Raw genomic sequence first — 12,003 nt, 5'->3', positions numbered from 1 at the left:
TGGCGATTGGTGACAACGCCAAGTTAGGTTTAAAGGGAAACCGCCATAGCGGCGACGCTAAGGTATCTAACTGGGAAAACCTACTGGACCTAAGACGCAGTTTTTACTCTTTAAATGACCACTCGATATTACATATATTTTATTTTTTTTTGCCGTGATTTTAATTATAAATAAATAGTGTTAAGATGAAAGATATATAGTGTATCAAAATTGTATGTAATTTAGATAATAGATAGGATAGATGATCATAAATGAAGGATTCATTAAAGAAATCATTACAATGGAGTTGGATTATAGCCGTTATCACACTCGTGTTAGCGGCTATTTTTGCTATTGTCTCAACGTCAATTTTAAGCGGTGTATCTTGGGGAATTGGTATGTTTATTGTTTTTCTAATTGTGTTAATGGGTGTATTTTTTGATACAATTGGTGTCGCTGCTACCGCAGCGAATGAAAAACCATTTCATGCAATGGCAGCAGAAAAATTACCTGGAGCAAAGCAAGCTGTACAAATTACGAGAAATGCGGATCGATTTGCTAATTTTTGTAACGATGTAATTGGAGATATTGCAGGAGTAATTAGTGGAACAGCCTCTGCCTACGTTGTTGTCCGTCTATCTCTTCAATTAGGTTATGATGAAGGTTCGAGTTTTCAGTTTTTGGTCTCTGTGTTGTTTACAAGTGTAGTAGCTGCATTAACTGTAGGGGGGAAGTCAGTTGGAAAAACCCTTGCTATACAATACTCCACTGAAATCATTTATCAAGTGGGTAGATTATTTTACTTTTTAGAGGTAAAATTAAAAATAACACTATTTAATGGTAAGAAACGTAAGAAGAATGGTAATAAGAATAATAAACGAAAGTGAGGGTTTTTCTTGGATTTGTCTAGCATTAAAGACCCAACATTTCTTAAGAAGTGCAGCAAAACCGATTTGGAAGACCTTGCACAGGATATAAGGCATTTCTTAATTGAAAAGTTATCGGTTACAGGTGGCCATTTAGGTCCAAATTTAGGTGTAGTAGAGTTAACGTTAATTTTACATCAGCTGTTTGATAGTCCTAAAGATAAATTCATATGGGACGTTGGACATCAGGCGTATGTTCATAAAATTTTAACTGGACGGGTTGATCAGTTTGACCAATTAAGACAGTATAAAGGATTGTGCGGTTTTCCTAAACGTTCAGAAAGTGAACATGATGTTTGGGAAACAGGTCATAGCTCAACCTCTCTTTCTGCTGCAATGGGAATGGCAGTGGCAAGAGACATAAAGGGCTTAGATGAAAATATCGTTGCAATTATCGGTGATGGTGCTTTAACTGGTGGAATGGCATTAGAAGCACTAAATCATATTGGGCATGAGCAAAAAGATTTAATTGTTATTCTAAATGACAATGAAATGTCAATTGCACCAAATGTAGGTGCTCTTCATAATGTCCTTGGCAGGCTAAGGACAGCAGGAAAATATCAAAAAGCTAAAGATGAATTAGAAATGTTAATAAAGAAAATCCCAGCATTTGGTGGGCGCTTAGCCTCTACGGCAGAGAGAGTGAAGGATAGTTTAAAATACTTACTCGTTTCAGGTATGTTTTTTGAGGAACTTGGTTTTACTTACTTAGGCCCTGTAGATGGACATGATCTAGATGATTTAACGACAAATATTAATTACGCAAAAAAATCAAAAGGTCCTGTTTTAATCCATGTTATTACAAAAAAGGGGAAAGGATATGCCCCTGCTGAAAACGATGAAAAAGGAACATGGCATGGGCTTGGTCCATATAAAATGGAATCTGGAGAAGTAGTAAAAAAACCAGGCCCTCCAAGCTATAGTGGTGTATTTATCGATACCTTAAAAAAGATTGCACGAGAAGATAAACGGGTTGTTGCTTTAACAGCAGCTATGCCTGGAGGTACGAAGCTAGACCAATTTGAAAAGGAATTTCCTGATCGTATGTTTGATGTAGGTATTGCAGAGCAACATGCAACCACTATGGCTGGTGGATTAGCTACTCAAGGATTAAAGCCCGTATTTGCAGTGTATTCAACATTTTTACAAAGAGGATATGATCAAGTAGTTCATGATATTTGTCGGCAAAACTTAAATGTGTTTTTTGCTATCGATCGTGCTGGACTAGTTGGTGCAGATGGAGAAACACATCAGGGTGTTTTTGACATTTCTTATTTAAGGCATTTACCTAACATGAAAATTTTAATGCCTAAAGATGAAAATGAATTACAGCATATGGTATATACAGCAATATCCAATGATGACGGGCCAATCGCAGTTCGTTATCCAAGAGGAAATGGATATGGAATAAAAATGGATAGTGAGTTAAAAACTCTGCCAATTGGAAAATGGGATATACTAAAACAAGGTGACGATCTCACAATCCTTACATTTGGTACAATGATCCCAATTGCACTAGATGCAGCTGAAGCCTTAGGAAAAGAAGGTATTCACATAGAAGTAATTAATGCTAGATCCATTAAGCCATTGGATGAAGAAATGCTTAAACAAATAGCATTGAAAAATACTCCCATATTGACGATAGAGGAGTCAGCATTGCAAGGTGGCTTTGGAAGTGCAGTGTTAGAGCACTATCATGATAATCAATTCCATTCTGTTGTTGTTGAAAGAATGGGTGTACCAGATCGATTTATTGAGCATGGAAGTGTATCTAAGCTTTGGGAGGAAATAGGATTAACGACAGAAAATGTTATACAACAAATAAATAAAATTCTTCCAAGAAAGAGGCAACGAGCATAATCAATGGATAAAAAACAAAGAATTGATGTGTTATTAGTTGAAAAAGGATTAATCGATACAAGGGAGAAAGCAAAGCGATCTATCATGGCAGGAATTGTATATGCTGATGGAGATCGAATTGATAAGCCAGGGACAAAGGTGAAAGTGGAAAGTAAACTTGAAATAAAAGGGCAGACTATTCCTTATGTTAGTCGTGGAGGATTAAAACTAGCTAAAGCAATTAAAGCATTTAATCTTGACTTACAAGACAAAATTGTTTTAGATATAGGAGCTTCTACAGGGGGATTTACTGATTGTGCATTACAAAATGGTGCTAAGCTAGTATATGCTCTAGATGTTGGATATAATCAATTAGCTTGGAAACTGCGACAACACGAACGTGTTATTGTGATGGAGAGAACGAATTTTAGGTATGCAACAAAGGATTTATTTAATAAAGGCATACCGCAATTTGCAACAATTGATGTATCTTTTATATCTCTAAAATTAATTTTACCTGTATTAAAATCAGTTGTTGAAGAAGGAGCACATGTGTCTGCTTTAATAAAACCTCAGTTTGAAGCGGGAAGAGAAGAGGTTGGTAAAAAAGGAATTGTTAGAGACCCAAGTGTACATGAAAATGTCGTGGTGAATATGATTGAATTCGCCGAAAAATGCGGTTTCTCTATTCTTGGTTTGGTAGCATCCCCTATTCGTGGAGGAGAAGGAAATATCGAGTTTTTACTTCATTTAAAATCAGATGAGAATGTACTTTCTGATTTATCGATAAAAGAAAGTGTTAAAGATATTGTAAAGGAAGCACACAATAGTTAATTTTACCTGAAAAGGGACATTGGTAGTTACATTAACCAATGTCTCTTTTTTAAAAAAAAAAGAAAGTATAAAATTTTCACTCTATGTAAGGTGTCTAGGAGACAGGACGTCGATGATTTAACCTTTGCCCACAGGACGTGGGCGTTCTTAGGTTAAATTGAGGCGCCATCGGCTCGAGGTCAAATAACCTGTGGGGCGACTTGCGCTTTTCTTAGCACCCAAAAGCAAAAATCTACAGAAACTTTAAAGGGGTCTATGATATTTATTAGAAAAGGTAATTATCATCTTGTTTTTGGTCAATTTAATGACCGCCAGATGACAAATTTTTAATGAATACTTATTGATATATGCATAGAAAAATTGTATAAATATAAGAAATCATATAATATACGAAGTAGGATGGATAATATTCGTACATATGGAGGAAAACAGGATGAATAAAGGTCAAAGACATATTAAAATTAGAGAAATTATTACAAATCAAGAAATAGAAACGCAAGATGACTTAGTAGATCAATTAAGACAGGGTGGTTTTAACGTAACACAAGCTACAGTTAGCCGTGATATAAAGGAGCTTCATTTAGTAAAAGTTCCAATGATGGATGGTCGCTATAAATATAGTTTACCTGCTGACCAACGGTTTAATCCATTACAAAAGCTAAAAAGAGCATTAATGGATAGCTTTGTATCTATCGACCATTCAAATAACTTGATTGTTATCAAAACACTTCCTGGAAATGCTAATGCAGTAGGAGCCCTTGTTGATAATTTAGACTGGCAAGAAATTATGGGGACAATTTGTGGTGATGATACTATTTTAATTATCTGTCGCGAACAAAGTCAAACGGAAGAACTGACAAATCGGTTTTTAGAAATGCTATAACGGGCATGTAAATGAAATATAGTTTAGTTGAACGTATTGATTCAATGCTATATATCTTGATGGTAAAGGATGTGACAGGCCTTGTTAATGGAGCTTTCAATTCGAAACTTTGCAATTATTGATTATCTTACTATTTCTTTTGAGAAAGGATTAACTGTCCTTACTGGTGAAACAGGTGCTGGAAAATCAATTATTATAGATGCGATTGGCCAGCTTATTGGTGGTAGAGGTTCAGTAGAGTTTGTTAGGCACGGTAGTAAGCGAGCAGAAATTGAGGGGGTTTTTTCTTTATCATTAACGAATTCACTTCAAAGCTTATTAGAAGACCTTGGGATTGAATATGATGAAGATGAAACCTTATTATTAAAAAGAGAAATTACTGAGCAAGGTAAAAGTGTTTGTAGAATAAATGGAAAACTTGTTACTTTAGCTATTTTAAGGCAGGTTGGTCATGCCTTAGTAGATATACACGGACAACACGAACACCAATATTTATTGCAAAATGATAAACATATTCTTCTTTTAGATCGATTTGCTGAAAAAGCAATTATTAGGACAAAAAATGAATACGCTAACCTATATAATATATATGTAAAAAAAAGAGAAAAGCTTAAGCAATTGTCTGAAAATGAACACAAGATGATGCAACGATTAGATCTCATTCAATATCAATTTCAAGAGATTGTTGATGCAAAATTACAACCTAATGAAGATGAATTGTTGCTTGATGAGAAGAAAAAGCTTGATCATAGTGAAGAGCTTTATAATTCCGTTTTTGCTACATATGATTCCCTTTATGGTGATGGCAAAGGGTTGGAATGGACGATGCATGCTATGAATCAAATTGAAGCTGCAGCAGCAGTAGATGATAATCTGAAGCCATTAAAAGATGCAGTTACAAACAGTTACTATCTACTAGAAGAAACAGCTTTTTCTTTGAGGGATTATTATGAAAATATAGAATTTGACCCTAATCGTTTAAATGACATAGAGGCTAGGCTTAGTGAAATTAGTCAATTAAAGCGTAAATATGGTGGTGAAACAGTAAACGAAATATTAGAATATGCTTCCCACCTAGAAGAAGAAATAGATACATTAAAAAACCGTGATGAACGATTAAAGCAATGGTACGATGAGCTTGAATCAATCGCGAAAGACTTGATAATAGAAGGAAAGCACTTAACTGAGATTAGAAAAAAACAAGCAATTAAGTTAAAAAAATCCATTCAAAAAGAGCTTGAAAACTTATATATGAAAGATACAAATTTTGAGGTTCAATTTGAAGATAATGACATTATTCTTGATGATTTATTAAATGTAAAAAAACGACTACCTATTTCTCACAATGGTATCCATCCTCTAATCTTTACTGTTTCTACAAACAAAGGGGAACCTTTAAAGCCATTAGCCAAAGTAGCTTCAGGTGGAGAAATGTCGAGAATGATATTGGCTTTAAAAACCATTTTAGCATCACATGAGGGCGTCACATCTCTTATTTTTGATGAAGTTGATACTGGTGTTAGTGGACGAGTAGCGCAAGCAATTGCTGAAAAGATACATCGGATATCGTTTAATTCACAAGTTCTTTGTATAACTCATTTACCTCAAGTAGCTGCAATGGCAGATACACATTTATTTATTGCAAAAGAAAATATTGGTGAACGAGTAGCAACTTATGTAAAACCATTAAGTGAAGAACATCAGATTGAAGAGATAAGCAGAATGATATCAGGTGTTGAAATTACTGATTTAACGAAGGAACATGCAAAAGAGCTATTAATGCAAGCCTATAATACAAAGCAATAATTGCCAATCTAATTGAAAAGCTAACCAAATTAGGTTAGCTTTTTTCTTTATGCTTTGTTATAAATGATCCTATTCAAGGCAAAATTAGTAGTACAGCCATGGTGGAGGTGTAGGTTAAAAACGAGGAGAGTGAATGGGAGTGAATAAAAAAATAGTAAAAAAAAGTTTAGGTGGAATTCTCCTTGTGTTATTGTTCTCGGCAGCATTTTATCCTCCGATCCAACAATATATACAAATGCCACAGCACCTTGTGTTATTTGAAGGACAAGAGTTTAAAGTGCCTACCTCCATCCCTGCAATTGCTAATGATGATGGTTCCGTCGAAGTGATGAAAAGAGATGGGGTAGCGACTTTAAAAGGGAAAGAGGCAAAAGATACAGCCCTTCAATTTGGATTTGGAAGTTTTCCTTTAAGGACTATGGATATTACAGTTCTTCCTGAACTGAAAATAATTCCTGGTGGGCAATCAATTGGAGTTCGAGTACAAACGGAAGGCGTTCTTGTAGTAGGTCATCACCTAGTGGATACAGAAACAAGTGACATTTCCCCAGGTGAAGTGGCGGGTATTGAGGTAGGAGACATGATTACGAAGATGAACGGGGTAAAAATAGAAGAGATGAATGACATTAACCCTGTCGTACAAGAGTCTGGAGAAGCAAATGAACCAATACAAGTTGAAATTAAACGAAATGGGAAAAAAGTTAATAAAGAATTAACTCCTGTTAAAGGGAAAGGTGATAAAACATTTCGGTTAGGCTTGTATATCAGAGATTCTGCTGCTGGTGTCGGAACATTGACATTTTATGATCCAAAATCAAAGAAATATGGTGCATTAGGCCATGTCATATCAGATATGGACACGAAACAACCGATAGAAGTAAATGAAGGTGAAATTGTTAGTTCCAAAGTAACATCAATTGAAAAAGGAATGACGGGTGAACCAGGTGAGAAATTAGCAAGATTTTCTAGTGATCGTAAAGTGCTTGGTAATATTACAAAGAATAGCTCATTTGGGATATTTGGTGAATTAAGCGAAGATGTGGATAATGGAAAATTAAATAAACCGATGGATATTGGTCTTTCTCACCAAGTTGAAGAAGGACCTGCAGAAATATTAACTGTAGTAAATGGTGACGAAGTGAAACGATTTGATATTGAAATCGTTAGTAGTACTGAACAAAAGTTTCCTGCTACTAAAGGGATGGTTCTAAAAGTAACAGACCCTGAGCTTATCGACGCCACAGGTGGTATCGTTCAAGGAATGAGTGGGAGTCCAATCATTCAAAATGATCGAATAATTGGTGCTGTCACCCACGTATTTGTAAATGATCCAACTAGTGGTTATGGCTGTCACATTGAATGGATGCTTCAAGAAGCAGGAATTGATATATATGGTGAAACGAAGGAAGAAAAGGCGAGTTAACCAACTCGTCTTTTTTTTGGTGAAATTTTTAATATTTAATTGGTAATTTTGTAAATTATGATACAATATTGATGTAAAGATTTTTCGACAAACGTGGAGAATAGGTAAATTTTATAGCGAATATGGTCGAAAACGGGAGTAAATATGATTAAATAGGAGTATTTATAAGATTTTATAGAAAAAATGAAAAAATTAAAAGGAATACTATTTACCTTGTCGAATATGTGTAAGAGAACTTTTAAAATAGGTAGGAGGAAATAATCGTGGAAAACGTAAGAGTTTGCATAGCAGATGACAATCGTGAGTTAGTAATGTTATTAGAAGATTATATTAATTCTCAAGATGACATGGACGTAGTGGGAAAAGCTTATAACGGACAAGAATGTATCGAGCTAGTAGAGGAGAAAGAGCCAGACGTTCTAATTCTTGATATTATTATGCCACATTTAGATGGCTTAGCAGTATTAGAAAAGCTTAATGATCGTCAATTGACAAAACGTCCAAATATTATTATGCTAACAGCATTTGGTCAGGAGGATGTTACAAAAAAAGCAGTTGAACTAGGAGCAGCTTATTATGTACTGAAACCATTTGATATGGATACACTTATGAATAAAATTCGTGATGTTAGTGGAAATGGAGTAAGCTATGTGAAGGCTCCTCAAAGTGCGTCTTCAATCAGAAAAGAAAATAAACCAATGAATCTAGACGCTAGTATTACGAGTATTATTCATGAAATTGGTGTTCCAGCTCATATAAAAGGATATATGTACTTAAGGGAAGCCATAACGATGGTATATAACGATATTGAACTATTAGGATCGATTACAAAAGTACTCTATCCAGATATAGCAAAAAAGTTTAATACCACAGCGAGTCGTGTGGAACGTGCTATTCGTCATGCAATCGAAGTTGCTTGGAGCCGTGGGAATATTGAATCTATTTCCAAAATGTTCGGCTACACCGTAAGTGTATCAAAAGCAAAGCCAACAAATTCGGAATTTATTGCGATGGTTGCCGATAAATTACGGATTGAACATAAAGTAAGCTAAAGTCGTCCTTAAATTAAAGCGTTTTTATACACCATAAATACACAATAAACCCAATGAATCTTTATGATTTATTGGGTTTTATTCATTAAAACGAGAGCCTGCATTTATTATTTGGAGGCTCTTTCAAAAATAATTTTAAAATAGGAAGCAGATCCATATCCTGTTGTTGCAGGTGCAAATATTTGAACAAATCTCCAACCATCCCTTGATGTCATTTTAAATGTGGCAAAGTTATGGACATGGCGCGATTCAAGCAGAAGTTGGCGCGATTCCGCCTGAAGTTGGCGCGATTCAGGCAGAAATTGGCGCGATTCAGGCAGAAGTTGGCGAGATTCAAGCAGAAGTTGGCGCGATTCAGGCAGAAGTTGGCGCGATTCAAGCAGAAGTTGGCGCGATTCATCCAAAATTTTAAGCAAAAAAAGCATGAAACGGCAATTAGCATCGTTACCAGCGCAATCCTTATCTAAAAATTAGGAAACAGTTAATATTTCTCCGTTCTCCATACTAGAAGTGATTTTGACCCTGACCCTAATCGTTAAGTAAGGTCACCTTGCAAGAGCATGTTCCCCTTACAATTAATATTTTCTTCTCTCTTCCATCCTAAAGTAAAAATTCAGATGTGTAATTATCACATGATATTTTTCAAATAATTTTTTTATTATATTTATCCTTATTCTTTCTAGTTAAATGGTCAATACTAGTGGGGAAATCATACACACTTTGTTTGAATGGGGGAAGGATTGATGATCCCATACATTGAGGGGAAAGCTTATTTTGGAAAAATAACGAAACAGCTATTGCATCACATACCACCTCATTCCATTATCATTATTGATCATGAGGATTTAGATATTGTTGCAGCGGAAGATATAGTTAGAAAAAAAGTGTTAGCTGTTATAAATAGAAAGTGTTCCATGACAGGACAACTTCCTCGAACTGGAATACCTCTTTTAGAAAAACATAATATTCCGGTATTTGACGTAGATCTTTTTCGTAATAGAAAAATTAAGAAAACATCTTATGTAAAAATAGAAGAGAAAGCACTCTTCTATTTGGAAAACGATAGCTGGATTAAAAGTGGTAGAATTACTCACTATAATGAGTCTTTAATTGCAAAAAAAAGAGAACAAGGAACATCTAATTTTGAAAATTTATATAAAAATTTTGCGAAGAATAGCTTAGATCATGCTTCTTTAGAATTACCTTTATTTCTAGATGCAATTAATGAATTACCAATTTATGATTGTATGGTTAATAAGGTTGTATTCGTGGTAGCTAGAGGTGCTGGTGTACAAAATGATGTACAAGTTATAAAAAGATTTATGAAACAGATGAATTGTATCATATTAGCTGTTGACGGTGCTTCAACTTTTCTTTATGAGTATCAAATAAATCCAGATTTTATAATTGGAGATATGGATTCCATTCCTACTAATATAAAAGCATATACTACACAATTTATTGCCCATTCTTATATGGATGGATTTAGCCCAGGCCAAGAAAGACTTAAAAAATTATCTGTAGAATCAACTTCGATACCGTTTCCAGGTATGAGTGAGGATCTTGCAATTATGCTAGCTTATGTTTCAAAAGCAAACCATATTTTTACATTAGGTTGTAGGAATTCATGTGTTGAGCTTATTGAAAAAGGAAGAAAAGGTATGGGGTCTACAATATTAACTCGAATGTTTGCTGGAGAAAAAATTTCTGATTTAAAAGAAATGGATAAATGTTTACATATTCCTAAAAACGTGCAACTTATTGAAGAAAGTTTATGGGAAGAACACTTAAATATAACGGAGGAATTCTAATTGAAAGCAGATATTATAATTCCTGCATTTAACGAAGCGGAACGGATAGAAACAACATTAAATTCACTTAAAAATGAAAAATGGGTAGAGAAGATAATCGTTGTGGACGATGGAAGTGAAGATAATACAAAAATAATAGCAAAAAGGCATTGTGATGAACTAGTTATTCATGACCGTAATAGAGGGAAAAGTGCTGCAATTTACACTGGATTGTCTTACGTAGAAAGTGATTTTATCTTGCTATTAGATAGTGATTTAGGGGAAACAGTTACAGAAGGACGAAAGCTTCTTAGTCCTGTTATTTCAAAAAAAGCAGATATGACGGTAGCAATATTTCCTCATTTTTCTAAAAGGGGGTTTGGATTCGTGAAAAGGCGCGGACAAAGGGTTATTTATCGAGAAACTGGGTACCGTATTACCTCACCACTATCTGGTCAACGATGTTTTCATCGTAGTTGGATTCCCTATATTTTATCGAAAACAGGGTATGGATTTGGATTAGAAATGTCTTTAAACCTACTTTTCTTAAAGAATGGAGGAGTTATAAAAGAAGTAGCTACGTCTATGAATCATCGTCTAACTGGAAAAGACTTTAGCGGAATGTATCATCGATTTAAACAATGGAGAGAAATGGAGAAAACCATATGGAATTATTGATGTTTTCCATCGCTACTTTTCATGTATTATTAAGCTTCAAATTTTTTACATGGTTATATAATAAGATGAATTGGTCTGTTAAAAATTATAAAAATAAGTACGTCCCATATAGTATAGGAGTTATATTTTTGTGGGTCATATGGATTGATATGTTGTTTTTTTCTTATTTTGATGTAATTTTCTATAGCATTCCTTATTTATTCGTCATTTGGATTTTAGGCTTTATTGATGATCGATATGGAAAGCCTTATCCAAAGGGGCTAAGGGGACATTTCTTATTATTTATTAATGAAAAAGTGTTTTCTACTGGGCTTTTAAAGGCAGTAGGTGTTATTATTATCTCCATTTATTATACATATCATTTCCATATGCCTCATGTAGTATCATTCATTTATTTATGTTTACTCATTTTATTCCCACATTCTATGAATTTGTTAGATACTAAACCATTACGTGTTTGGAAATTTTCTGCTGTAACGATTTTACTGCCATTCATTATTTATGAAATAAATCTATTCATTACTTTATTCAGTTTGTGTTTATTTACATTTTGGTTCGTTTACGAGTCGAGAATGAAAGGGATGCTTGGAGATAATGGGGCAATGCTAATTGGAGGAATTGGTGCTATTATTGCAATTGAAATTTTCCCCATTTCATATATTATTCTTTTATTGGCTATCTGTGTTTTTACTACCTTTATGGCAGAAAAGGTATCCATTCAAGCTTGGTTAGAAAGAACACCAATTGTTCGTCACTTTGACCAATTGGGAAGAGCAAAATAATACTGCCTTAA

General features: G+C 34.4%; 11 protein-coding genes and 1 pseudogene. 11 read left to right on the top strand and 1 reads right to left on the bottom strand.

The genetic code is table 11. From position 1 onward, the window contains the following. The first annotated feature begins 251 nt into the window (after positions 1-251). From QA612_RS14490 to spo0A, 7 genes are all read left to right on the top strand, one after another. The gene (locus QA612_RS14490; RefSeq protein WP_278284535.1) at positions 252-866 is read left to right on the top strand and encodes a CNNM metal transporter family protein; all 615 of its coding nucleotides are present in this window, start codon (positions 252-254) and stop codon (positions 864-866) included. A 9-nt stretch (positions 867-875) separates the two neighbouring features. Next, positions 876-2,765, top strand: coding sequence for a 1-deoxy-D-xylulose-5-phosphate synthase (dxs, locus tag QA612_RS14485; RefSeq protein WP_278284534.1), 1,890 nt, complete (start codon positions 876-878; stop codon positions 2,763-2,765). A gap of 3 nt (positions 2,766-2,768) precedes the next feature. Next, a complete protein-coding gene (locus tag QA612_RS14480; protein WP_278284533.1) occupies positions 2,769-3,578 on the top strand; it encodes a TlyA family RNA methyltransferase in 810 nt (269 codons plus the stop codon). A 433-nt stretch (positions 3,579-4,011) separates the two neighbouring features. Continuing rightward, positions 4,012-4,461, top strand: coding sequence for a transcriptional regulator AhrC/ArgR (ahrC, locus tag QA612_RS14475; RefSeq protein ID WP_278284532.1), 450 nt, complete (start codon positions 4,012-4,014; stop codon positions 4,459-4,461). Positions 4,462-4,542: 81 nt separating this feature from the next. Next, positions 4,543-6,267: a DNA repair protein RecN gene (gene recN, locus QA612_RS14470; RefSeq protein WP_278284531.1), complete on the top strand. Its 1,725-nt coding sequence runs from the start codon at positions 4,543-4,545 to the stop codon at positions 6,265-6,267. A gap of 139 nt (positions 6,268-6,406) precedes the next feature. Beyond that, positions 6,407-7,690, top strand: a complete 1,284-nt coding sequence (spoIVB, locus tag QA612_RS14465; protein ID WP_481804444.1) for a SpoIVB peptidase — start codon at positions 6,407-6,409, stop codon at positions 7,688-7,690. 263 nt (positions 7,691-7,953) lie between these two features. Next, positions 7,954-8,742 carry a sporulation transcription factor Spo0A gene (gene spo0A / locus QA612_RS14460; protein ID WP_278284529.1) on the top strand — a complete coding sequence of 263 codons (789 nt, stop codon included), beginning with the start codon at positions 7,954-7,956 and terminating at the stop codon, positions 8,740-8,742. A 107-nt stretch (positions 8,743-8,849) separates the two neighbouring features. Here spo0A and QA612_RS14455 read toward each other — a convergent pair. Further along, a pseudogene (locus tag QA612_RS14455) lies at positions 8,850-8,945 on the bottom strand (DUF4177 domain-containing protein); the annotation flags it as partial. Between the two features lie 17 nt (positions 8,946-8,962). On the opposite strand from QA612_RS14455, the gene QA612_RS14450 reads away from it, so the two are divergent. The 4 genes from QA612_RS14450 (at position 8,963) to QA612_RS14435 (ending at position 11,992) form a co-directional block, all read left to right on the top strand. Next, a complete protein-coding gene (locus QA612_RS14450; RefSeq protein WP_278284528.1) occupies positions 8,963-9,154 on the top strand; it encodes a hypothetical protein in 192 nt (63 codons plus the stop codon). 331 nt (positions 9,155-9,485) lie between these two features. Continuing rightward, a complete protein-coding gene (gene steA / locus QA612_RS14445) occupies positions 9,486-10,553 on the top strand; it encodes a putative cytokinetic ring protein SteA (RefSeq protein WP_278284527.1) in 1,068 nt (355 codons plus the stop codon). After that, positions 10,554-11,210: a glycosyltransferase family 2 protein gene (locus tag QA612_RS14440; RefSeq protein ID WP_278284526.1), complete on the top strand. Its 657-nt coding sequence runs from the start codon at positions 10,554-10,556 to the stop codon at positions 11,208-11,210. Beyond that, the gene (locus tag QA612_RS14435) at positions 11,198-11,992 is read left to right on the top strand and encodes a hypothetical protein (protein WP_278284525.1); all 795 of its coding nucleotides are present in this window, start codon (positions 11,198-11,200) and stop codon (positions 11,990-11,992) included. Before QA612_RS14440 ends, QA612_RS14435 begins: the two co-directional genes overlap by 13 nt. The last annotated feature ends 11 nt before the right edge of the window (positions 11,993-12,003 follow it).

Origin of the sequence: Evansella sp. AB-P1 (assembly GCF_029688925.1) — a bacterium.
Classification (GTDB): Bacteria; Bacillota; Bacilli; order Bacillales; family Salisediminibacteriaceae; genus Evansella.
The sequence above is the reverse complement of the archived record's forward strand: the minus strand, read 5'-3'. Positions and strand labels throughout refer to the sequence as shown.

Excerpts from the sequence above, each read along its gene's own strand:
- QA612_RS14490 (WP_278284535.1), top strand. The coding sequence starts at position 252 with ATGAAGGATTCATTAAAGAAATCATTACAATGGAGTTGGATTATAGCC.
- QA612_RS14480 (WP_278284533.1), top strand. The coding sequence starts at position 2,769 with ATGGATAAAAAACAAAGAATTGATGTGTTATTAGTTGAAAAAGGATTA.
- ahrC (WP_278284532.1), top strand. The coding sequence starts at position 4,012 with ATGAATAAAGGTCAAAGACATATTAAAATTAGAGAAATTATTACAAAT.
- QA612_RS14450 (WP_278284528.1), top strand. The coding sequence starts at position 8,963 with ATGTGGCAAAGTTATGGACATGGCGCGATTCAAGCAGAAGTTGGCGCG.
- steA (WP_278284527.1), top strand. The coding sequence starts at position 9,486 with ATGATCCCATACATTGAGGGGAAAGCTTATTTTGGAAAAATAACGAAA.
- QA612_RS14435 (WP_278284525.1), top strand. The coding sequence starts at position 11,198 with ATGGAATTATTGATGTTTTCCATCGCTACTTTTCATGTATTATTAAGC.